This window comes from Deinococcus sp. Marseille-Q6407 (assembly GCF_946848805.1).
In the GTDB taxonomy this organism is placed as follows: domain Bacteria; phylum Deinococcota; class Deinococci; order Deinococcales; family Deinococcaceae; genus Deinococcus.
The window spans coordinates 362,594-383,460 of sequence record NZ_CAMPFU010000001.1; the positions used below are offsets into that span (position 1 = coordinate 362,594).

Below are 20,867 nucleotides of genomic sequence, written 5' to 3' on the forward strand. Positions count from 1 at the left end.
AGCCAAATGCCCCCATTCCCCCGGCTCCGCAGTTGCTAGCTTGGCTCTCATGTCACGTCCTTCCCGCTCCTTTGCTGCCTCCGGCCCGGCGGGCCGCCGACCACGCATGAAACCCGCCTCGCTGGTGTCGGCCCTGCGGCCCCTGTGGGAGATCGCCCGCCCCTACCGCCCGCTGTTCTGGCTGGGCGTGGTGGCCTCGCTCGTGTCCAGTGGGCTCAACCTGGCTTTCCCGGCGCTGTTCGGCCGGCTGGTGGACGCTTCCTTCCTGCAGGTGGGCAGCACCGACACTTCCGCACTGGACCGCACCGTGCTGCTGTTGCTGGGCATCTTCGCGCTCTCCTCGCTGTTTGCGGCGGCGCAGTCCTATCTGCTGGCGCGGGTGGGGGCCGGCGTGGTGGCGACCCTACGTGAGCGGTTGTTCGGGCACCTGCTCACGCTGTCGCCGCGCTTTTTCTCGGACCACCGCACCGGCGACCTGACCAGCCGCCTGACCGCCGACGTGGGCACCGTGCAGGGGGTCAGCAGCACCGCACTGGCGCAGCTGATTGCCCAGGGCGTCACCCTGATCGGCAGCGCCATTCTCCTGATCACCACCAACCCGCGCCTCAGCCTTTACGCCCTGATCGGCCTGCCGCTGATCATCGCGGTGGCTGTGGTGATCGGCCGGCGCATCCGGGCCGTGAGCCGCGAGGTGCAGGACGCGGTGGCCGGGGCCAACGCCAGCGCCGAGGAAGCCATCAGCGGGGTGCGGGTGGTGCAGAGCTTCACCGCCGAGACCCTGGAACGCGGCCGCTACGGCGCGGGCGTGCGGGCCAGCTTCGACGCGGCGCTGCGCCGGGCCGGCTGGCAGGCGCTGATGGGCGGCATCATGTCGTTCCTGACTTTCGGGTCGCTGGCGCTGGTGCTGTGGTTCGGCGGCCGGCAGGTGATGGCCGGCGACCTGACTCCCGGCGCGCTGGTGGCCTTTTTGTTCTACGCCATTCAGGTGGCCGGCGCAATTGCCGCGCTGACCGGGCTGGTCAACCAGTTTCAGGAGGCGGCGGGGGCCTCGGGCCGCATCTTTGAGCTGCTGGGTGAACGCTCCGAGCTGAGCAGCCCAGCCAACCCGCTGCCGCTGGCCCAGCCGCGCGGGCAGGTGCATTTTGAGAACGTGGGCTTCTCCTACGGCGGCGAGGACGTGCTGCAGAACATTTCCCTGACCGCCGAACCGGGGCAGACGGTGGCGCTGGTCGGGCCCAGCGGCGCCGGCAAAACTACCCTGGTCAACCTGATTCCGCGTTTCTGGGATGTGACCGCCGGGCAGGTTGAGCTGGACGGTCACGACGTGCGCAGCTACGACCTGGGTGAACTGCGCTCTCACATCGGGCTGGTGCCGCAGGACACCCAGCTGTTTTCCGGCACGGTCGAGGAAAATATTCGCTACGGCCACCCGGACGCCAGCGAGGCTGACCTGCGGGCGGCGGCGCAGGCGGCCAACGCGCACGAGTTCATCCAGGCATTGCCGGACGGCTACACCACGGTGGTGGGCGAACGCGGCCTGAAGCTCTCGGGCGGACAGCGCCAGCGCATCGCCATTGCCCGCGCCCTGCTGAAAAACCCCCGGGTGCTGATTCTGGACGAGGCCACCAGTGCCCTGGACAACCAGTCCGAAGCTCTGGTGCAGGCCGCGCTGGACGTGCTGATGGATGGCCGCACCACCTTCGTGATTGCCCACCGCCTCAGCACGGTGCAGTACGCCGATCAGATTCTGGTGTTGGACCGGGGCCAGATCGTGGAGCGCGGCACCCACGCCCAGTTGCTGGAGCAGGGCGGTTTGTACGCCGAGCTGCACCGCACCTGGCAGGACCGCGAGAACGACCAGTCAGCGGCTGACTCTGAATCCCTCTGAGTAGGATTTACTGCAATTTATCTGCACGGCAACGTCCGTTTTGGCATTCACGTAGACGCGCTTTGAGAAAATCCAGGCGCGTCTGCGTTGTTCTGACTGCGCACTGCATATCGATATAGAAACCGCCGTAATCACTGGTGCTGCATTGTCCGTTGCGTTTCTGAATCCAGGCCCGCTGCGTTTGCGTCAGGGTGGCTCTTGCTTCAGCCGGAAGGGCACGGCTCAATGCCTGATAGGTCGCGTTTAACTGCTCGTCTAAATGGTAATAATCCTTGCTAAGGCAATACAGACCATCAAAATTATTGCTGGGATTGGTGCAATTGTTCTGCGCTCCCTCAGTGGGTGACAACTTCTCATAAGTTGCACCTTGCATAGCTGAGCGAATAGCCGTGCTGGCGCAGGAATTCTTGCTCCTTTTGAATTTGGCTCAGCAGGTGGTTCAGCCTGACTTCGGGGAACAAGGCGTAGAGAGCCAGGCGTGCAGCTTCCTTCAAGGTCAGGGCCTCTGAGCGGTGCAGCGTCGTCAGGGTGAAGGCCAGGAAGACCATCAAAATCCAGCGGTCCAGACCCCTGGCAGTTCGCAGCGCGAACTGCGCCAACCCAAACTGATGCTTCCCTTCTTTGAAAAACGACTCCAGTGCCCAGCGCCGTTTTCCTTCGGCCAGGATGTCATCCCCCTCTAACAGCTCAGACGACACCGCGAAGAATTCACGGTCCCCACGGTCTATTCTCCCCAGAGACAGCGTTTCCAGAGGCCAGTTGGCGAGGTTGACATACCCTCCGTGCGGACAATCCGCCACTGTCACCCGCCCAGGATGATCCGTGCGTCGGTTGCTCCGCACACCCACCACGAACTCGAAACCTAGACGCTGCACACCTTCCAGAAAGACAGCAGATTCGAATCCGCTGTCCGCCAGTACGCAGACCTGAAAGCGTTTCCCCACGAAGTCTGGCACCTCTTCCAGCAAGTCGAGGGCCAGTGTGACCGGGGTGCTGGTGTGCTTGCCCTGGTAGATCCGGTAAGAAATGGGGAACTTCAGTTCCCCATTTTCGGCGAACAAGACCACCAGATGGATGCCGTGCCTGCCGTTGTAGACGCTGACGTAGGGCAGTTGAGTCCCCACCTTTTCCACCGTGGTCAGGTCCACACTGAGACGCAGACGAGGTCTGCGTTTGTGACGAGCCGCGTCCAGCAACATGCGCCATTGGGTGTCCTGCATCTCTTCCCAGCAACGGTCTGAATCCCAGTCGTAGATGTTGAAGAAACTGCTGAGTGCACTGGGACTGACTCCCTCAGCCTGGCTGAAGTTGGTCTTCTGACCTGGACTGTGGAAGAGGTGCAGCGAAGCTTGCAAGCTTCGCTGCTGGGTAGTGGCTGTACCAACGTGATCTACTGACAGGATGCCGGAGTGCCCAGCCTGTCAAAGCACACACACTGTCAAAAATGGGAAGGCCAAAAATGGCACCCAGACCTACTTATGTAAGGGTTGTGGCCGTCGTTTCCACCCGGAGGCCCGCCCTATAGCGCACAGTGAAGCGACCCGGCAACAAATTCTTGATGCTGTCCACGAGCGGATGAGTCTGAGAGGAGTACAGCGCGTCTTTGGTGTTCACCGCAACACCGTGATCCGGTGGATAAAAAAGGGGCCCGTGAAGTGATGCAGACTGGTACAGTCTGCATGACACCTCCAGAAGAAGTGGTCATTGAGCTGGATGAAATGTGGACCTTCGTTGCCAAGAAAAAACAGACGAGGTGGATCTGGATTGCCCTGGAGCGCAGCACCCGCAGGGTGCTGGCCTGGGTATTGGGTGACCGCAGTGAGCAAACAGCGTTCAAGCTCTGGGAACGCTTACCATTGTCCCTTGAGCAGCGACTGAAAGGGACGTTTTGCACCGATCTGTGGCGAGCCTACGATGAACCGCTCTTGGGGGTAAAGCGGCTAACCCGGAAGGGAGAAACGAATCATGTCGAACGATTGAACTGCACGCTGAGACAGCGGCTGGGTCGGCTTGTTCGTAAGTCGTTGTCTTTCTCGAAGACGGACGAAATGCTCGAAGCCAGCCTGACTCTGGCCTTCCACCGATACAACTTGTCACGTTGATGTAGCCACTACCCGCTGCTGATACAGCGTCTCTGGAATGTCCAGAATCCGCTGTGAGAGAATATGGGTGCGCTCCCCTGAAACCGGTTGATTCACACTTCCAGAATTTCAGCTCTGGGAGCGCTTTTTGTCCGCCTATTCAGGTGCAAGTTCTGAGAACTTCACTTCCAGCCCCTCCTGGTGGGCAAAAAGGCTGGGTCAACAGGTCTAGGACAGCCATGAACTGTTGTGGTTTCCATCGTAAGGCATCCACGAGATGCTGAGCACCGTACCGCACCAGACTGACCGCTCTACGACCATGCTTGAGAATGGGGATGGACTGGGTCTGGCTGAGCCAGACCCCCAAGCGCAAACAAAACATCCAGGCCAGTGTCACCAAGCCGAAGAGCCGCTGAAGACGGCTCCTTTCCGTCATCCCAGTCCGCTCCAGGTCGAAGCCTCGCTTCTTGAAGCTGCTGAAGGTGCACTCGATTGACCAGCGCTGCTTGTACAGCTTCCAGGTCTTCCGAGCGCTGAAATCTGTGGCAATGATGACGAGGTCACCTGTGGATGACCTCGTCGCGACCACCCGCATGAGTTCGCCAAACACGAACACCTTTTCGTCGATTTCATGGAAATGACCGTGCTGGACGTGCTTAAACCATTCCTTCCCATTCATGTCGTCCAGCATGTCGCTGTGCCGAATGCGGATCGCCCGCTTGATGCCTTGACGACGGAGAAAACGGAACCACTCCGCACCGATGAACTCACGGTCAGCCACCAGGCCTTGCCAGCGTTTCGCTGGCAAGACGCGGAGGAGCTTCAATACCAACCACATACGGGCGTAGGTGTGGCTGTTCCAAGACTCATCAAGAGGAACCCAAATCAGGGGCAGGGTGAAGCCATGAACCACGGCTCCAAGCACCAGAAAATTGATGGGCGTTTCCCCATGCTCCCAATTGGTGCGGTCCAGACTCAGCAACACCTTCCCCGGTGGAAGATGGACGACGAGCAGAGCGATGAAAAAGTCCATGTCCAGCTGCTCATCCCGGAAGGTGCGGTCTGCCCGCCTTTTCTTAGCCTGGGGCATGCTGATACCCGGCATGTGGGCACTCAGGTCGTGATGATTGATGCTCCTCGCGGCAATCATCGCCAGAAGGACGTCAATCAAGCGCTGAAGGGTGTCAATGCGGAGATGACTGGCGTGCGCTTTGAAGTGCTGGGTGAGTGCGGTAGCCTGCTGAGCAGCGGATTCTGTTGTTTTCACACTCTCAGAAGACCGCACACAGACGGCCCCATCAAGCTTGATGGGACCGACTGTTGGTTTTTCCCGTCTGGAACGAGGTCAAACTGAAGTTGTCACCTACTGAGCTGCGCTCCAGCCATAGGGCTCAGTATTCCCATGGCCAGACCAAAAACGATGGAACGCCTGGTAAGAGCAACGATTTTCATGTTTAGATCATAGAGATGCTTTTTACGCCATGAGCACTTTTTGCGGATTGTTGCTCACGGCATGTTTTTGGGCGCTGTTCTCAGCCGACTGGATCACCATAAAACGCTTCAATCCGCCGCCGGGCCAGCTCCGGGTTGAGGCTGAGGGCCAAGTTGCGCGCAAAGCGGGCCACGCCCCTTGCCCGGCCCAACTCCCCGAACGCGCGAGCGGTGGCAGTCGCGGCGTTGGCGGTGCCCTCGCGCTGTTGCTGGTAGCCTTCCAGTGCGCTGTAGCGGTCAGGGGCGGCGGCCAGGTGCTGGGCCAGCGCGGCGGCGTCTTCCAGGGCCTGCGCGGCGCCCTGTCCCAGGTTAGGGCTGGTGGCGTGCGCGGCGTCACCGATGAGGACGGTGCGGCGGTTCCACCACTCGGGCAGCGGCGAGATGTCCTGCAGCGGCAGCGCAGTGATCTGGTCAGCGTCGGTCGCCTCGATCAGGCCCAGCACGGCCGGCGGGAAGTCCCGCATGGCGTGCAGCAACCCGGCTTTATCCAGCAGCGGTGTGCCTGCGCCCTGACGCACCGGCGCGTGCCAGGAGGTCAGGCCGTCACTCATCCGGAAGCAGGTAAAGCGCCGGCCTGGCCCCCAGAATTCACTGAACGCCTGATCCAGCTCGCCGCCCGGCCGCTGCGCCGTGACGCCTCTATAAGCCACGTCGCCGGTGGGCACCAGCCGGGTTTCGGGGTACAGCAGAGTGCGCACCTGCGAATCCCGGCCGTCGGCGGCCACCAGCAGGTCGGCGTGGACCGTCTGCCCGTTCTGAAAGTGGGCCACCGCCTCATGGAACTCGTTGTCCAGGCCGGTCAGGCGGTGCCCGGTCTGCACGGTGCCTTCCGGTAGGTGTTCGGCCAGCACTCGGTGCAGGTCCTCGCGAGCCAGCCCCAGCAGCGGGTGCCCGTGCCGCTGGGCCACCTCGCCCTGGGAGCGGGCGTACAGCAACCGGCCCGAGACATCGTAAATTCGCATATCGTGCAGCTCTACCCCCCGCACTTTCAGCACCGTATCCAGGCCCAGCTGTTCCAGCACCCGCACCGAGTTGGGCGGAATAATCAGGCCGCCGCCCAGCGACCACAGCTGATCGCTGGCCTCATACACCCGGCTGCTCACGCCCTGCAACTTCAGTGCACCCGCCAGCGCCAGCCCGCTGACCCCCGCCCCAATGATGGCAATATTCTGATGTTGTAGATACATGCCCCCAGCTTAAGGTCTGAGAGGCGGGACTTTCACCCTACCTTCATTCTGCGGGGCTTTTTTGGTGCTTACCACTTCTTCATCTGGAAAATTTCCAGAAAGCCCTGTTGTGCGTAAGGGATTTGCTGCGGCCCCGCTGGTCTACCCTAGAAAGATGCCCCGCATAGAAGAAACTGCTCTGCCCGGCGTTGGTCGCCGCTTTGACTTCGATGCCGAATACGGCAAACGCGTTGGTGTGATTACCCACCGCGACGGCCGGCGTGAAGTGTTTGTCGCCAGCCGCGAGGACCCGGACGCCTGCGACGAAGCCATCATCCTGACCCCCGAGGAGGCCGAAGCGGTGGCCGACATGCTGGGTGGCAGCACCGTCACCCGGCAGGTCACCACCCTCACCAAGGAAATCAAGGGTCTGGCGCTTGATTGGGTCACCCTAGAAGAAGGATCACCCTTCAGCGGCCGGCCCCTGGGCGAAACCATGCTGCGCACCAATACTGGCGCTAGCATCGTTGCCATCGTGCGGCAGGGCACCGCCATTCCCGCCCCTGGCCCCGCGCATCCGCTGGCCCTCGGCGACGTGCTGGTGGTGGTGGACACACCGGCCGGTGTGCTGCGGGCCGAGAACTTTCTCAACGGTAAACCTGCAAGCTGATGGAGGGCGCTGCACTTTCCCTTGGGCAACTGTTCTTGCAGCTGGGCGCCGTCATTCTGGCGCTGGCGTTCATGGGCCGCTTTGCCGGCCGCATCGGCCTGACCCCTATTCCGCTGTACCTGATTGCCGGCATTCTGCTGGGGCAATTCATGCCGCTGCAAGGCGGCGCGGCCAGCTTCGTGCATGTGGGCGCCGAAATCGGTTCTGTGTTGCTGCTGTTCATGCTGGGCCTGGAATACACCAGCCGCGAGCTGGAAGACAACCTGCGGGCCAACAGCCGCATTGGCTTGCTGGACTGGCGCTGAACTTCACGCCGGGCGTGCTGGCCGGGCTGCTGCTGGGCTTTCCGCCGCTGGCGGTGCTGTTGCTGGGCGGCATTACCTATCTCAGCAGTTCCGGCATCGTGTCCAAGGTGCTGGCCGACCTGGGCCGCTTCGGCAACCGTGAAACGCCGGTCATTCTGGCGGTCTGCGTGCTGGAAGACGTGGCGATGGCCTTTTACCTGCCGGTCGTAGCGGCGCTCCTGATCGGCGGCACGGCCTGGCAGATCGGCGGCAACCTCCTGTTTGCGCTGGGCGCGTTCGGCTTGACCTTTTTCCTGGCGCTGCGCTACGGCCACGTGCTGAGCCGCATCATGAACGTGCAGAGCGCCGAGGTGCTGCTGCTGTCCACCTTTGGCCTGGTGCTGGCGGTGGCTGGGCTGGCCGACATGATCAATGTCTCGGCCGCCATCGGGGCGTTTCTGGTGGGGATTGCGCTCAGCGGGGAAGTGGCCCACCGGGTACGGGTGCTGATCGAACCGCTGCGCGACCTGTTCGCGGCGGTCTTTTTCGTGTTCTTCGGCCTGGAAATGGATGTGGCGTCGCTGCCAGCCGTGCTGCTGCCGGCGCTGCTGCTGACCCTGGTCACGTCGGCCACCAAATTTGTGGTGGGCTGGCAGGGTGCGGCCCGCGCCGGCGTACAGACGCGGGGCCGTATCCGCGCTGGCGTCACCCTGATTCCGCGCGGCGAGTTCTCCATCCTGATCGCGGGTCTGGGCGCAGCGCTGACGCCGGTGCTGGGGCCACTTACCGCTGCCTACGTGCTGATGACCGCCATCCTTGGACCGGTGCTGGCCCGCTTCGACGGCCCGCTGGCAAAGTGGGTGGACCGGCGCCGCACCAGCTGAGGTGCCGTGGGCGGGGCGGCCGGAACCGACCCCGCCTGCCTAGCCGGGCTTAGAAAATCTTGCCCGGATTCATGATGCCCTGCGGGTCAAAGACGGCCTTGATCTGCCGCATCAGTTCCAGGGTGTCGCCGTGTTCGCTGGCAAGGTGGCCTTTTTTATGCAGGCCCACCCCGTGCTCGCCGGTGCAGGTGCCGCCGTGTTCCAGGGCGTGGGCGATCATCCGGTCGTAGACCCCGTGGATGGCCGCCCAGCGTGCGGTGTCGTCCGGCGCGGCATGGAAAGTCATGTGGAAATTGCCGTCGCCCACGTGGCCCACCAGGCTGGCGTCCAGGTTCTCCTCGCGGCACAGCTCGGCGGTGTAGGCCACCATGTCCGGCAGGTTCTGAATCGGCACGCAGATGTCGGTGGTCAGAAAAGCGTGGCCGGGGTGCTGCGCCGTAATAGCGTAGTAGGCCTTGTGCCGGGCTTCCCAGAGGGCGGCCCGCTCGGGTTCGCTGTAGGCGGTTTCCAGGCCGGTGCCGCCACTGTCCTCACACAGCTCGCGGGCCAGGGCCAGGGTGCCTTCCAGCGCCCCCTCGGTGGCCGCCGCGAACTCCATCCAGAGGGTTGGCGCCACGGTGTAGCCGCGGCCCAGGTACTCGTTCACCGCTGCCACCTCGCCGGCGTCAATCAGTTCCAGGCGCTCGGGTTGCAGGGCGGCGCCCATCAGCAGCGCCGCGCAGGCGGCCCCTTCTTCGATGCTGCCGAAATTGGCCCGCAGCGCTACCACGTGGGCCGGCAGAGGATAGAGCCGCACCGTCAGCTCGGTGATCACGCCCAGGGTGCCCTCGGCGCCGATAAATAGCCCACGCAGGTCGTAGCCGGCCGCCGTCTTGCGGGCGCGGCTGCCCAGCTGCACCACCTCGCCGCCGGGCAGCACCGCCCGCAGCGACAGAATGTTGTCGCGGGTGGTGCCGTAGCGCACCGCCGCCGTGCCCGACGCGTTGGTGCTGGCCATGCCGCCCAGTGAGGCTTCCGCGCCGGGGTCCACCGGAAAGAATAGCCCTTCGCGCCGCAGCTGCCGGTTCAACTCCGGGTAGGTCACGCCGGCCTGCACGGTGGCCTGAAAACTGCCGGGGCGCACTTCCAGAATCCGGTTCAGGCCGCTCAGATCCAGCGAAATTCCGCCCTGCACCGGAATCAGCTGGCCTTCCAGGCTGCTGCCGGCCGACCAGGGCACCACCGGCAGCCCCTGCTCGGAAGCCAGCCGCAGCGCGGCAATCACGTCTTCCTCGCTGCGGGCGAACACCACCGCGTCGGGCAAGACGGGTGTCTCGCGGCTCTCGTCGCGGCCGTGCTGTTCGCGTACCGCCGCCGCCAGGGTGAACTGCTCGCCGAAACGTTCCTGCCAGGCGGCCTGGGCCGCTGCCGTGAATTGAGGATGGGGCATAAGTCAGGATAAGCCCGCCGGCGCCGCTGCTCTTCCGGGCCGTCCCACATCACAAGACAGGCTGCGGAGCCGGATGCCCGCAGCCTGCTTCACAACACCGGAAAAGGGTCTTACTTCACCTGATCCATGTTCTTGATGATGTTGTCGGCGAACTCGCTGGTCTTCACCTGGGTGGCGTCTTCCATGTCGCGGGCAAAGTCGTAGGTCACGGTCTTGTCCTGAATGGTCTTGTCCAGGGCGTGAATGATCAGGTCGGCCGCTTCGTTCCAGCCTAGGTGACGCAGCATCATCTCGCCGCTCAGAATCACGCTGGAGGGGTTGATGACATCCTTGTCGGCGTACTTGGGCGCGGTGCCGTGGGTGGCCTCGAAGATGGCGTGGCCGGTCACATAGTTGATGTTGGCACCGGGCGCAATGCCGATGCCGCCCACCTGCGCCGCCAGAGCGTCGGACAGGTAGTCGCCGTTCAGGTTCAGGGTCGCCACCACGTCGTAGTCGGTGGGGCGCAGCAGAATCTGCTGCAGGAAGTTGTCGGCAATCACGTCCTTGATGACGATGCCGTTGGGCAGTTCCATCCAGGGGCCGCCGTCCAGCTCCTTGGCGCCGAATTCGTTCTTGGCGACAGCGTAGCCCCAGTCGCGGAAGGAACCTTCGGTGAACTTCATGATGTTGCCCTTGTGCACCAGCGCCACCGACTTGCGGTCATTGTCAATGGCGTACTGAATGGCGGCGCGCACCAGACGCTCGGTGCCTTCCTTGGACACGGTCTTGATGCCCAGGCCGGTGGTGTCGGGGAAACGGATGTTCTTGACGCCCATGGTGCCGATCAGGAAGTCGCGCAGCTGGTCGCGCTCGGGGGTGCCGTCCTTGAACTCGATGCCGGCATAGATGTCTTCTGTGTTTTCACGGAAGATCACCATGTCGATGTCCTCGGGCCGCTTGACCGGGCTGGGCACGCCCCGGAAGTACTGCACCGGGCGCACGCAGGCGTACAGGTCCAGCTCCTGGCGCAGCGCCACGTTGATCGAACGAATGCCGCCGCCCACCGGGGTGGTCAGCGGGCCCTTGATACCGACCAGGTAATCCTGGAAGGCCTGGACCGTTTCGTCGGGCAGCCAGACAGCTTCGCCGTAGACCTCGTTGGCCTTTTCACCGGCGTAGACTTCCATCCACTCGATCTTTTTCTGGCCGCCGTAGGCTTTTTCCACGGCAGCGTCAAACACGCGCACGCTGGCGCGCCAGATGTCGCGGCCCGTGCCGTCGCCTTCGACGAAAGGAATGATGGGGCGGTTGGGCACCTGGAGCTGACCACCCTGCATGGTGATCTTCTCGCCCTGTTCCGGAACTTTAATCTTACTTTCCACGTTCCTCAGTCTAGCGTGTCATAAAGGGGCTGTCTTGTCACTACGGCGGTAAGGGCAGCTGTATATCCGGCGGGGCCGGACGCCGCCTGAAGGTCAAGGCGCCTTGATTGATTCCTTACCGGACCCGGCGTATATGCAGCCATGCTGTCCCCATTCCAATTCAAGGAGGACATACTCATGGCAGAAGATAAAAGTATCCTGGAAAATCTGGCCGATGTCGCAAGCGCCAAAGTGAACGAAGGGGCCGACCGCGCCAGCGCTGCTGGTCATAACATCGCCAGCAACGAAGGCAGCCTGCTGGACAAGGCCAGCGACAAGCTGCACGAAGGCGCCGACCGCCTGCGCGCCGAAGTGGACAATGCCCAGGCCAACTCCTCCTTCGACAAGGCCAAAGACCAGATCAGCGACGCGCTGAACGGCAAATAAGCCCCAGACTCACCTCAGCTGATTCTGACCGCTCATCTCCAGGGATGGGCGGTTTTTGCTGGCCTGGAGCCGGGGTAAACTGGCTCTCATGACCCAAGCCGACCCCCGCGCCCAGGCCTCGACCTTGGCCTTTGCCCGCCTACTGCCCAAACTGTTCCGGGGCGGACAGGCTTTTCTCAGCGTGGAGGAAATCATTTCCGACATCAGTCCCGAGCAGGCCGCGCAGCAACCGGAGCGGCTGCCGCACTCGGTGGCGAGCCTGCTGGACCATGTGAACTGGTGGAACCGCTGGATGCTGGACATTCTGGAAAGCGGCGAGGCCAAGCCCTATCCCGAGCACGCTGCCGACACCTGGCGCGAGGTGCCAGCCGGGGAATGGAATGCCGTCAAGACCGAGTTCTACGATCTGCTGGCCCGTATAGATGCCCACGCCGCCCGCCCGGACCTATCCAACCCGGTCAACTTCGAGGAAACGGTGGGCGAGCTGCTGGCCGATTTCGCGCTGCATACCGCGCACCATTTCGGGCAGATCATCAGCGTGCGCCAGAGCATCGGCGCCTGGCCGCCCTCGGGCGGCGGGGATACCTGGTAAGGGACACCCCTCTAGAGAAGCTGAAGCTGCGAGGACGCCTGCTTTCTCCCGTCGGCTCGCTGAAGTTCTGCCCGAGCGGTTTCCCGCCAGCCTTTCCCGGTCGCTCAGCCTTCGGCGATGTGCTGCAGGTTCTCGGTCCGGCCGGCCAGTTCCGGCAGTTCCAGCGCCTTTAACCCCTTGACTGTGCGGCTCAGGCCGGCGCCGTCAATGCGGCCCTGGTTCCAGCCGGCAATCAGCATGGCGCAGCCTTGCAGCACCTCACTCACCTGCTCCTTGTGGAACATGGCGGCCAGGTTGCCGGCCTGGGGGGGCTGGGTCTGCTGGGCCTGGGCCTGCACGTCCAGCACCACCTGCATGAAAATCTGGTCCAGGCGGGCGCGGTCATCGGGGCTGACGGAAAGGTCGGTGTAGGTCATCCACCGCAGTGTAAGCGGAGGCCGGAAGAGAAAATGGTGGTGGCGTATGCGTGGCGCAAGAGACGGAGCAAGAGACGTAAATGAAGCCTCTGCCTGCCGCACACCGCTCCCGCCGCCCCGCATGACACAATAGAAGGATGACCAATCCCGAGCTCCAGAACGACACCCACGCCGGTTTTGTGGCGATTGTCGGCAAGCCCAACGTGGGCAAATCCACCCTGCTGAACGCATTTCTTAACACCAAGGTGGCGCCGACCAGCAACCGTCCCCAGACCACCCGCAGGGGCGTGCGCGGCATTTTCAGCGATGAGACCCACCAGATCGTGTTTGTGGATACTCCCGGTGTCCACAAGCCCAAAGACGCCCTGGGCAAGTACATGAACAATGAAGTCAGCACGGCGCTGTCGGATATTGACGCGGTGATCTGGGTGGTGGACCTGCGCCACCCACCCACCGACGAGGACCGACTGGTGGCCCGGCAGATCCGCGAACTGCCCAAGCCGCTGTTTTTGGTGGGCAATAAGCAGGACGCCGCCAAGTACCCCGAAGAAGCCACCCGCCTGTATGAAGCGCTGCTGGAAGGCCGCGAGGGCGACACCAGCGTGACCAGCTTGAGCGCCCAGAAAAATGACGCCAAGGTGACGGCGCTGCGCCAGCAGATACTGGACGTACTGCCGGAAAACCCGTTCTTCTTTCCGCAGGGCAGCGCCAGCGACCAGAGCCGCGAGCAGTGGGCTGCCGAGATCATCCGCGAAGAAGCGATGGTGCGGCTGCGCGACGAACTGCCCTACGCGGTGGCGACCCGGGTCAACCGCTGGACCGAGCGCGACGACGGCCTGCAGCGCATTGAGGGCGAGATCGTGGTGGAAAAGGTGGCCCACAAGGGTATGGTGATCGGCAGCGGCGGCAAGCAGCTGCGCGAAATCGGCACTGCCGCCCGCAAGCAGCTGGAAACCCTGCTGAACGCCAAAGTGTTCCTGGGCCTGGAAGTGGTGGTGATCCCCGGCTGGCGTGAAGACCCCGAAGCCCTGCGCGAACTGGGCTACGAGTAAGGCGGGCAGAGGACCCGGGGCGCAGCGGCAGCGCTTCTAGCCGCTGCGCCTGGCTGGGTACAGGTTCGGGAACCCCGCGTAGTGAGCACCGGCAAAATACAGTCCATCCGGCGCCACGTTGATGCCGGCCTGCCGCCGGTCGGTGCTGGCCAGGATGTCCGCCACCGCTTCCGGGGGCAGTTTGCCCTGACCCACCGCCAGCAGGGTGCCCACCAGCCCGCGCACCATGTGGCGCAGGAAGCTTTCGCCCACCACTTCCAGAGTGACCCGCCGGCCGTAAGGTAGGGCTGAGGCCGTGACTGCCAACCGCTGCAACTCGCGCACGGTCTGGCGGTCCTCCTTGGTGGCAAACGCCGCGAAATCGTGCAGGCCAGTCAGGTGCTCGGCGGCGGCGTTCATGGCGGCCAGGTCCAGCGCGCCGCGTACCCACAGCGAGCGGCCCTCTTCCAGCGGATGCCGCGCCGGGGCGTTTAGAATCTGGTAGAGATACTGCCGCTGGGTGCAGGAAAAGCGGGCGTGAAAGCCTGCCGGGGCCGAGCGGGCGTCCAGCACCACCACGCTGCGCGGCAGTTGACGGGCCAACGCCAGCGCCAGCCGCTCCGCCGGGATGCGGGGGGCCTGCAGATCCACGTGCGCCGGCATGCTCAGGGCATGGACTCCGGCGTCGGTGCGGCCGGCGGCCACCGGGCGGGCGGCGTCCAGCCCCAGCCGGGTCAGAGCGGCGTGCAGGGTGTCCTGCACACTGGGCGCGTTGGGCTGACTTTGCCAGCCGCCGTACGCGCTGCCGTCCCAGGCCGCTGTCAGCAGCACCCGCGTCCAGCCCTCTGGCGGCGCGTAGTGCAGCGGGCGCGGGGCGGCGGGGTCGGGCGGAAACTGGGGCGGGGCGTCACTCATGCCTGCCCAGGCTAGCGCGTAGGCTGGGTTCATGACGCACTCGGTTGAAGAAGGCCACTGGGTTCATTTTGCAGAGCGGCGGGGCGGCGCGGCGGCCCTCTGGGCGCTGGCACAGGCGTGGGCCAGTCTGCCTGGCTTTCTGGGCGCCGAGGTGCTGCACAGCCCGGCACAAGCCGACAGCGCGGGCGAACTGGTGTTGCTGGTCACCCGCTGGCAGGGCGCGGTGCCGCCGCTGGAATTGCCGGCCGGCACGCGCGGCTGGGCCTTTCAGGTGATGACCCAGCCTCAGTAGGGGTGAGATCCAGTCCTACTCGCCGGCCCGCTCAGTCCAGCCGCAGAGGATCGCTGCTCGGCACGCTGGACTGCCGCAGGTTCTGAATGGCCCGCAGGGTTTCTTCCTGCTGCTGCTGAGAACGCGACCCGGCCTGGGACAGAGACTGGAGGCTGTCTTCCAGCATGGCCCGCACCTCGGCGGCAGCGGTCGCGGCGGCGGCACTGCCGGCCGGCAGGCGCAGGTAGAGCCGCGCCGCTTCCTCGCAGCGTTCGGCCAGGCCGCGCAGGCGGTAGCCCTCGGCCGTGATCACGTCTTCCTCCGGCAGGTCGGCCACCCGGTCACGCACCATCTGCAGCCCGGCAGCCAGGTCGTCCGGGAGCCGGCTGGTCAGCGCGTCACTACCGCCGCCGCTGGGGGTAGAGGCGGCTGGGGTGGCAGTGGGCGCTGCGGAGGCTTCTGTCCGGACTTCTGCCTGCCCGGGCGCGCTGGATACAGTCGGCACGGGTTTCGTGACCGGAGCCAGCGCGCCCGGCACCAGATTGGCTGCGGTGGGGCTCCGCAGGGTGTGCCACAGCCATTCCCTGAACGGTGGCGCTGCTCCCCGGTTCTCAAAGTAGCCGCTGCGGTAATCGCGCACCCGGTCATCGGAAAACAGGTACATGCTGCCGAAAATCCAAGCTATCCCCAGCCACCATAGGCCGCTGGAAAACGTCGTGACCGTAATGAGTACCCAGGGCAGCCAGGAGAAGGAACTGCCCTCTATCTGCTGCACCCAGCGCAGCGGTTCGCCGCCGAAGTTGCGCCAGGCGTCCACCTGCGCCCAGTCCTGCGGCGTAACCGCAATGCGGTCGCCTGCCTGCAGGGCCTGCGCCTGCAGCGCGGTCAGCTCGGCGGCGGCCGGGTCGCGCTGGTCCGGCTGCACCGTGAACAGCCGCCCACCCAGGTCGGCCACCGCAACGAGCTGCAGGCCCTCGCGCCCGCGCCGGTCGGCGGTGTCGGGCAGCCAGTGCAGCGTGACCCGGCTTTGGCGCACGTCGGCCCCCAGGGAGCGCATGGCCTGTTCCAGACGTTCCAGTTCATTCAGCGCATAAACCTGCAGGCCCTGCCGCCCTTTGGCCGAAAAATGTGGAACAGGCTGCCCCAGCGGCGCGGCTGGGGTCGTTGTCGGGCTGACCAGCGGACTGCTGACCTCCGGCGGAGTCTCGTGCAGAATCACCACTGGCACGTCCTGCACCTCGGTAGTGGCGAAGCGGCGGTCCCGCTTGCGCTGCTGGCTGAAGTCGGAGGAATCAGAAGTCTTTTTGGGTGTGCTGCGTTTCATGGCGCTCCTGTCTGGTCTGAAGCGGTGCGGGGGAAAAGGGGGAGCTGGCTCTTAGTGTACCCGCGGGCCGCATGCCCGGCCGGCACCGGGCCTCCGGCTGCGCTGCTCATGGTGGCCGGTACGCGGCTGAGCGGCCCCGGGTTCCCGACGGGGGTGCTTGGTTGCTCCGGAGGACGCTCGCATGATAAAATCCCCCTTCGGTTGCCCTGCTTGACGTGGGGCTATGCGCCTGCGCCCAGAAAGCACGTTCGGCCCTGCCCAGTGATTCCCCGCCTTCCAGTTCGCTGGAGGCCGGCGGTCAGACGGAGGGGGCACCCTGACCGAAATCCAGAAACCGGACCGGGGCAGACAAGGCGGCGCAGCGGGAGGAAACAAGATGTTTGCAATTATCAAGAGCGGTGGAAAACAGTACCGCGTATCTGAAGGCGACGTAATCCGCGTGGAGAGCCTGCAGGGCGAAGCCGGCGACAAGATGGACTTTACTCCGGTGCTGGTGGGCGGCGAACAGACCGCCTACGGCGACGACGCCGGCCGCTACACCGTGAACGCCGAAGTAGTGGAGCACGGCCGCGGCGAAAAGATCTACGTGCGCAAGTACAAGAGCGGCGTGCAGTTCCGCCGCCGCACCGGCCACCGCCAGAGCTACACCGCGATCCGGATCACCGGCATCACGGCCTAAGCCCACTTACCCTCTTAAGGAGAATCTGAAATGGCACACAAAAAAGGCGTAGGTTCGTCCAAGAACGGACGCGACAGCAACCCCAAGTACCTGGGCGTGAAGAAGTTCGGCGGCGAAAAGGTGCTGGCCGGCAACATCCTGGTCCGCCAGCGCGGCACCAAGTTCAAGGCCGGCCCCAACGTGGGTATGGGCCGCGACCACACCCTGTTCGCCCTGGTGGACGGGCAGGTCGTGTTCAACGACCGTGGCCAGAAGGGCCGCTTCATCAGCGTCGAGTAACCGGCTCCGCACACGCTGAGCCCCCGCACCCTCGCCCGCTTCCGGGGAGGGTGTTTTTTTATGAAGTTGAAGGGGTGCCCGTCAGGCGCCCAAGGGAGAAATGATGGCTTTTAGAGACACCCTGGAAATCGAAGTGGCGGCGGGAAACGGTGGCGACGGTGCCATGAGCTTTCACCGGGCCAAATATCTGGAAAAAGGTGGCCCCGACGGCGGGCATGGTGGGCATGGCGGCAGCGTGATTCTGCGGGCCGTGGAAGGCGTGGAGTCGCTGGAGCGGATGGTGGGCCGGCGCAAGTTCAAGGCCGAAAACGGCCGCTACGGCGAAGGCCGGCTACGCCAGGGCCGCGACGGCGAGGACCTCTTTATCGAGGTGCCGGTGGGCACCACCGCCTTTGACCGTGACAGTGGCCGGGTGGTTGCCGACCTGACCGAAGCCGGCCAGGAAAAAGTGGTGGCGCGGGGCGGCGCCGGCGGGCGCGGCAACTCCACCTTTGTCAGCGCCACCCGGCAGGCCCCCCGCTTTGCCGAGCTGGGCATTCCCGGCCAGAAGCGCCGGCTGCGGCTGGAACTGCGCCTGATTGCCGACGTGGGCCTGGTGGGCTACCCCAATGCGGGCAAAAGCAGCCTGCTGGCCGCGCTGAGCAACGCCCGGCCCGGCATTGCCGATTACCCGTTCACCACCCTCAGCCCCAACCTGGGCGTGGTGGAGCGGCCCGGCACGGACGAACGCTTTACCCTGGCCGACATCCCCGGCATCATCGAAGGGGCCAGCGAGGGCAAGGGCCTGGGCCTGGAATTTCTGCGCCACATCAGCCGCACCCGGCTGCTGGTGTACGTGCTGGACGTGACCGTGAACCCGGTTGAGGAACTGCGGCAGTTGCAGGCCGAGCTGCGTTCCTACGACCCGCAGCTGCTGGAATCCCCGGCGCTGATTGCGCTGAACAAGGTGGAACTGGTCGAAGAAGACCTGGCCCTGATGGTGGAAGACGACCTAGCGGCCGAGTTCGGCCTGGCGGTGCTGCCGGTCAGTGCCCGCGAGGGCCAGGGTCTGGACGACCTGCGTGGCACCATCTTCGACCTGCTGCCCAGCCGCGAGCTGTGGGCCGAGACGCACGCGCTGGACGAGGAAGACGATACGGTCCGCGAAGAACCGCTGCGCATCGAATTCCACGAGGAAGAAGCCGGCGAGGGCGAGGAGAACGAGCGCATCTGGACGGTGCATGGGGGCGGCTTCGAGGACAAACTGGTGCGCTTTGCCCGGCACCTGGAAGACGCCGCCGAGTACCTGGCCAACCTCTTCAAGCGCCAGGGCCTGAACAACGCCCTCAAGCGCGCCGGCGCCCGCGAAGGCGACACCGTAGAAATCGGTACCTTCCGCTTCGAGTATTACGAGGACGAGAACTGAAGCCCGCCCTGGCTCTAGCTGCTTCTCATCCGCTGCGCTTAAAATAGAACTTATGTCCAGATTGACCCGTTACATCCTGCTTGACGTGTTGAAGTGGTATGTGATGGGTTTTCTGCTGTTCGTGGTGCTGCAGATGACCGACGTGATCAGCCAGACGGCGGGCGTGTTCCTGAACTACCACGCCTCGCCGCAGCAGGCACTGTCGACGCTGCTGTATAACCTGCCTACTTTGCTCAACCGCTCGCTGGTGCTGGCGGTGCCGTTCGCGGTGCTGCTTTCGTTCGGGCGGATGCAGGGCGACAGCGAAATCAAGGCGATGTACGCTTCGGGCGTGCGGCCTCTTTCGCTGGTCTGGCCGCTGGCTTTGCCTTTCCTGGTGGTCGGGGCGCTGACTTTCTGGAACTCCGGCTGGGTGGCGCCCTGGGCCAATGCCCGCTGGTACGACGCCTGGTACGATATCTACGGCATGACTCCGCAGCCGCCCACCAAGGAAATGTACGCTTACTCGGAAGGGGAGACGCTGTTTTACGCCGGGCGAGTGTCTAGCAGCGAGCAAGCACAGCAAGCCCTGCTGAACGGCGTGATGGTGCAGCGCGGCAATGAGGTGATCACGGCTGACAGTGGTGTGTGGAACACCGCTGCCCAGACCTGGACCCTGACCGATCCGTGGGTGACTCGGCCCGGTGGCGTGCCGCAGCAGACCAGCGGGCCGCTGACGTTGGCAGAAAAGGACACCCTGGCCCCGCCCCGCCCCGAGGCCGACCAGCTGAGCAGCGCCCAGCTGCGCGCCGACCTGACCGACCCTGAGCTGCAAGGGGCCGAGCGCCGCACGCTGGAGCACCAGCTGGCCAGCCGCACCGCCGATTCCTTTACCGCTGTGATTTTTGCGCTGGCGGCCGGGCTGCTGGGCCTGCTGATGCCGAACCGCGCCTGGGCTTTTGCGGCGGTGCTGCTGGTGATCGTGGTGTATTACGTGCCCTGGACACTGGGGCCGCAGCTGGCAGCGGGTGGAGCGCTGTCTCCGGCGCTGGTGGCCTGGCTGCCCAACCTGATTTTTATCGTGCTGGCAGCGGCGCTGGCCTGGAGGCTGCGGTGAGGCTAAAGGCCATGAAGCCGGCACCAGCGGCCATGAAGGGAGACCAGGCATGAAACGGTTCGAGACCTATATCCTCTCTGAGATCCTGCCGCTGCTGGTGGCGGCCCTGAGCGCCCTGATCGTGCTGCTGATGCTCAAGGGCCTGGAAGATGTCTTGGCCCCGCTGCTGGCCAAGGGCGCCAGCCCCGCGCTGGTGGCGCAGCTGCTGGCGCTGAATGTGCCCGAGGCGATGGCTTTTGGGCTGCCGCTGGCGCTGATGTTCGCCGCGCTGCTGGCCCTCTCGCGCCTGAGCGGCGACAGCGAGATCAAGGCGGCCCTGTCGGGCGGGATTCCCGGCACCACGCTGTTCCGCCCGGTGCTGCTGCTGGCCGGGCTGGTCACGCTGCTGTCGTTCGGCATCAACGAGGCGCTGGTCACCCGCGCCAAGGTGCAGGCCCAGAGCGTGCAGCGCCAGATTATTTTGGACAACCCCCGGGTGATTGGGCTGGCGCAGACGGCCAGCGGCGGCCTGGTGCTGCGTGACGCCCTGAACCGCGCCATCAGCGTGGGGAGCGTGGGCGAGGACGGCACCCTGCACAACCTGCGCATCGTGACCATGCAGCCGGGGCTGCCCCCCCGCGAGGTGATCACGGCCAGTGAAGGCACCCTGGCGGCGGGCAGCAACGTGCTGGAACTGCGCGGCGGTCAGCGGGTGTCGTATCAGGGCGCGCGTCCGGTCACGGTGCTGACCTTCAAGTCCGGGCATCTGCCGGTGCAGGACGTGCAGGCCAGCTTTGACGGCGGCAAGGGTCTGGACCCTTTTTACCTGCCGCTGGCGACCCTCAAGCAGCGCACCGACTCGTACCGGGAAAGCAGTATTCACTCACCGGCCGACTTCACGGCGCTGTACCGCAAGTTCGCTCAGCCGCTTTCGGCGCTGGCGCTGGCCTTTTTCGCGGTTAGCTTGGCGCTGTATACCTTCCGCTCGGGGCTGAACCTGGGGCTGGTCTGGGCACTGCTGCTGAGCTTTGCCTACTACGCCACCTGGAGCGTGTTCCGGGTGATGGGTGAAAATGGCGCTCTGCCTGCGCCGGTGGCCGCTTTTGGGCCGGACGTGGTGGCCCTGCTGGCCGGCGCGCTGCTGCTGTGGCGGGCCAGCCGCCAGTAAAGCCCAGCCTAAGCTGAAGGTTGTGAACG

At 64.6% G+C, this 20,867-nt stretch carries 21 protein-coding genes and 1 pseudogene; 13 read left to right on the top strand and 9 right to left on the bottom strand.

What is annotated here, in order from left to right; all coding sequences use genetic code 11:
• Positions 1-49 precede the first annotated feature (49 nt).
• Positions 50-1,888, top strand: coding sequence for an ABC transporter ATP-binding protein (locus OCI36_RS01815; protein ID WP_409996707.1), 1,839 nt, complete (start codon positions 50-52; stop codon positions 1,886-1,888).
• Positions 1,889-1,895: 7 nt separating this feature from the next.
• On the opposite strand, the gene OCI36_RS01820 is transcribed toward OCI36_RS01815, so the two are convergent.
• Positions 1,896-2,261 (bottom strand): lysozyme inhibitor LprI family protein, encoded by a 366-nt coding sequence (locus OCI36_RS01820; protein WP_261663357.1) that lies wholly within the window; start codon positions 2,259-2,261, stop codon positions 1,896-1,898.
• A complete protein-coding gene (locus tag OCI36_RS01825) occupies positions 2,242-3,291 on the bottom strand; it encodes a transposase (RefSeq protein ID WP_261663417.1) in 1,050 nt (349 codons plus the stop codon). The genes OCI36_RS01820 and OCI36_RS01825 overlap by 20 nt, the downstream gene beginning before the upstream one ends.
• On the opposite strand from OCI36_RS01825, the gene OCI36_RS01830 reads away from it, so the two are divergent.
• A protein-coding gene (locus OCI36_RS01830) for an IS1 family transposase (protein WP_148231767.1) occupies positions 3,290-3,990 on the top strand; the annotation gives its coding sequence in 2 pieces (ribosomal slippage) (positions 3,290-3,524 and positions 3,524-3,990; 702 coding nt in all). The two genes, OCI36_RS01825 and OCI36_RS01830, sit on opposite strands and share 2 nt — an antisense overlap.
• 139 nt (positions 3,991-4,129) lie before the next feature.
• Here OCI36_RS01830 and OCI36_RS01835 read toward each other — a convergent pair.
• Positions 4,130-5,119 carry an IS4 family transposase gene (locus OCI36_RS01835; protein ID WP_261663418.1) on the bottom strand — a complete coding sequence of 330 codons (990 nt, stop codon included), beginning with the start codon at positions 5,117-5,119 and terminating at the stop codon, positions 4,130-4,132.
• A 382-nt stretch (positions 5,120-5,501) separates the two neighbouring features.
• On the bottom strand, positions 5,502-6,647 hold the full coding sequence (locus tag OCI36_RS01840; RefSeq protein ID WP_261663358.1) for an FAD-dependent monooxygenase: 1,146 nt from the start codon (positions 6,645-6,647) through the stop codon (positions 5,502-5,504).
• 154 nt (positions 6,648-6,801) lie between these two features.
• Here OCI36_RS01840 and OCI36_RS01845 point away from each other — a divergent pair, with 154 nt between their 5' ends.
• Positions 6,802-7,296, top strand: coding sequence for a cation:proton antiporter regulatory subunit (locus OCI36_RS01845; protein WP_261663359.1), 495 nt, complete (start codon positions 6,802-6,804; stop codon positions 7,294-7,296).
• Positions 7,297-7,367: 71 nt separating this feature from the next.
• Positions 7,368-8,464: pseudogene (locus OCI36_RS01850) on the top strand (cation:proton antiporter).
• Between the two features lie 49 nt (positions 8,465-8,513).
• Here the strand turns inward: OCI36_RS01850 and OCI36_RS01855 are convergent.
• The gene (locus tag OCI36_RS01855; protein WP_261663360.1) at positions 8,514-9,893 is read right to left on the bottom strand and encodes an FAD-binding oxidoreductase; all 1,380 of its coding nucleotides are present in this window, start codon (positions 9,891-9,893) and stop codon (positions 8,514-8,516) included.
• A gap of 110 nt (positions 9,894-10,003) precedes the next feature.
• Positions 10,004-11,257, bottom strand: a complete 1,254-nt coding sequence (gene icd / locus OCI36_RS01860) for an NADP-dependent isocitrate dehydrogenase (protein WP_261663361.1) — start codon at positions 11,255-11,257, stop codon at positions 10,004-10,006.
• 177 nt (positions 11,258-11,434) lie between these two features.
• Here icd and OCI36_RS01865 point away from each other — a divergent pair, with 177 nt between their 5' ends.
• Positions 11,435-11,683 (top strand): hypothetical protein, encoded by a 249-nt coding sequence (locus OCI36_RS01865; protein ID WP_261663362.1) that lies wholly within the window; start codon positions 11,435-11,437, stop codon positions 11,681-11,683.
• 88 nt (positions 11,684-11,771) lie between these two features.
• Entirely contained in the window at positions 11,772-12,275 is a 504-nt protein-coding gene (locus tag OCI36_RS01870; protein WP_261663363.1) for a DinB family protein, read from the top strand.
• Positions 12,276-12,379: 104 nt separating this feature from the next.
• Here the strand turns inward: OCI36_RS01870 and OCI36_RS01875 are convergent, their stop codons facing one another.
• Positions 12,380-12,691, bottom strand: a complete 312-nt coding sequence (locus OCI36_RS01875) for a hypothetical protein (RefSeq protein WP_261663364.1) — start codon at positions 12,689-12,691, stop codon at positions 12,380-12,382.
• 137 nt (positions 12,692-12,828) lie between these two features.
• On the opposite strand from OCI36_RS01875, the gene era reads away from it, so the two are divergent.
• Positions 12,829-13,743 (top strand): GTPase Era, encoded by a 915-nt coding sequence (era, locus tag OCI36_RS01880; RefSeq protein ID WP_261663365.1) that lies wholly within the window; start codon positions 12,829-12,831, stop codon positions 13,741-13,743.
• Positions 13,744-13,779: 36 nt separating this feature from the next.
• Here era and truA read toward each other — a convergent pair whose 3' ends face one another.
• Positions 13,780-14,637, bottom strand: a complete 858-nt coding sequence (gene truA, locus OCI36_RS01885) for a tRNA pseudouridine(38-40) synthase TruA (protein WP_261663366.1) — start codon at positions 14,635-14,637, stop codon at positions 13,780-13,782.
• Between the two features lie 31 nt (positions 14,638-14,668).
• On the opposite strand from truA, the gene OCI36_RS01890 reads away from it, so the two are divergent.
• On the top strand, positions 14,669-14,929 hold the full coding sequence (locus tag OCI36_RS01890) for a hypothetical protein (protein WP_261663367.1): 261 nt from the start codon (positions 14,669-14,671) through the stop codon (positions 14,927-14,929).
• Positions 14,930-14,960: 31 nt separating this feature from the next.
• On the opposite strand, the gene OCI36_RS01895 is transcribed toward OCI36_RS01890, so the two are convergent.
• On the bottom strand, positions 14,961-16,232 hold the full coding sequence (locus OCI36_RS01895) for a hypothetical protein (RefSeq protein ID WP_261663368.1): 1,272 nt from the start codon (positions 16,230-16,232) through the stop codon (positions 14,961-14,963).
• Between the two features lie 376 nt (positions 16,233-16,608).
• On the opposite strand from OCI36_RS01895, the gene rplU reads away from it, so the two are divergent.
• From rplU to OCI36_RS01920, 5 genes are all read left to right on the top strand, one after another.
• Positions 16,609-16,911 carry a 50S ribosomal protein L21 gene (rplU, locus tag OCI36_RS01900; RefSeq protein WP_261663369.1) on the top strand — a complete coding sequence of 101 codons (303 nt, stop codon included), beginning with the start codon at positions 16,609-16,611 and terminating at the stop codon, positions 16,909-16,911.
• 30 nt (positions 16,912-16,941) lie between these two features.
• Positions 16,942-17,190: a 50S ribosomal protein L27 gene (gene rpmA, locus OCI36_RS01905; protein WP_261663370.1), complete on the top strand. Its 249-nt coding sequence runs from the start codon at positions 16,942-16,944 to the stop codon at positions 17,188-17,190.
• Positions 17,191-17,293: 103 nt separating this feature from the next.
• Positions 17,294-18,595 carry a GTPase ObgE gene (gene obgE / locus OCI36_RS01910; protein WP_261663419.1) on the top strand — a complete coding sequence of 434 codons (1,302 nt, stop codon included), beginning with the start codon at positions 17,294-17,296 and terminating at the stop codon, positions 18,593-18,595.
• A 52-nt stretch (positions 18,596-18,647) separates the two neighbouring features.
• The gene (locus OCI36_RS01915; RefSeq protein WP_261663371.1) at positions 18,648-19,691 is read left to right on the top strand and encodes an LptF/LptG family permease; all 1,044 of its coding nucleotides are present in this window, start codon (positions 18,648-18,650) and stop codon (positions 19,689-19,691) included.
• A 49-nt stretch (positions 19,692-19,740) separates the two neighbouring features.
• Entirely contained in the window at positions 19,741-20,838 is a 1,098-nt protein-coding gene (locus OCI36_RS01920) for an LptF/LptG family permease (RefSeq protein ID WP_261663372.1), read from the top strand.
• Positions 20,839-20,867 lie beyond the last annotated feature (29 nt).

Bases quoted from the DNA above. Each gene is read 5' to 3' on its own strand.
- OCI36_RS01870 (WP_261663363.1), top strand. From the start codon at position 11,772: ATGACCCAAGCCGACCCCCGCGCCCAGGCCTCGACCTTGGCCTTTGCC.
- OCI36_RS01840 (WP_261663358.1), bottom strand. From the start codon at position 6,647: ATGTATCTACAACATCAGAATATTGCCATCATTGGGGCGGGGGTCAGC.
- OCI36_RS01915 (WP_261663371.1), top strand. From the start codon at position 18,648: ATGTCCAGATTGACCCGTTACATCCTGCTTGACGTGTTGAAGTGGTAT.
- obgE (WP_261663419.1), top strand. From the start codon at position 17,294: ATGGCTTTTAGAGACACCCTGGAAATCGAAGTGGCGGCGGGAAACGGT.
- era (WP_261663365.1), top strand. From the start codon at position 12,829: ATGACCAATCCCGAGCTCCAGAACGACACCCACGCCGGTTTTGTGGCG.
- OCI36_RS01895 (WP_261663368.1), bottom strand. From the start codon at position 16,232: ATGAAACGCAGCACACCCAAAAAGACTTCTGATTCCTCCGACTTCAGC.
- OCI36_RS01845 (WP_261663359.1), top strand. From the start codon at position 6,802: ATGCCCCGCATAGAAGAAACTGCTCTGCCCGGCGTTGGTCGCCGCTTT.
- OCI36_RS01865 (WP_261663362.1), top strand. From the start codon at position 11,435: ATGGCAGAAGATAAAAGTATCCTGGAAAATCTGGCCGATGTCGCAAGC.
- OCI36_RS01835 (WP_261663418.1), bottom strand. From the start codon at position 5,119: ATGATTGCCGCGAGGAGCATCAATCATCACGACCTGAGTGCCCACATG.
- truA (WP_261663366.1), bottom strand. From the start codon at position 14,637: ATGAGTGACGCCCCGCCCCAGTTTCCGCCCGACCCCGCCGCCCCGCGC.
- OCI36_RS01875 (WP_261663364.1), bottom strand. From the start codon at position 12,691: ATGACCTACACCGACCTTTCCGTCAGCCCCGATGACCGCGCCCGCCTG.
- OCI36_RS01815 (WP_409996707.1), top strand. From the start codon at position 50: ATGTCACGTCCTTCCCGCTCCTTTGCTGCCTCCGGCCCGGCGGGCCGC.
- OCI36_RS01890 (WP_261663367.1), top strand. From the start codon at position 14,669: ATGACGCACTCGGTTGAAGAAGGCCACTGGGTTCATTTTGCAGAGCGG.
- OCI36_RS01855 (WP_261663360.1), bottom strand. From the start codon at position 9,893: ATGCCCCATCCTCAATTCACGGCAGCGGCCCAGGCCGCCTGGCAGGAA.
- OCI36_RS01820 (WP_261663357.1), bottom strand. From the start codon at position 2,261: ATGCAAGGTGCAACTTATGAGAAGTTGTCACCCACTGAGGGAGCGCAG.
- rplU (WP_261663369.1), top strand. From the start codon at position 16,609: ATGTTTGCAATTATCAAGAGCGGTGGAAAACAGTACCGCGTATCTGAA.
- rpmA (WP_261663370.1), top strand. From the start codon at position 16,942: ATGGCACACAAAAAAGGCGTAGGTTCGTCCAAGAACGGACGCGACAGC.
- OCI36_RS01920 (WP_261663372.1), top strand. From the start codon at position 19,741: ATGAAACGGTTCGAGACCTATATCCTCTCTGAGATCCTGCCGCTGCTG.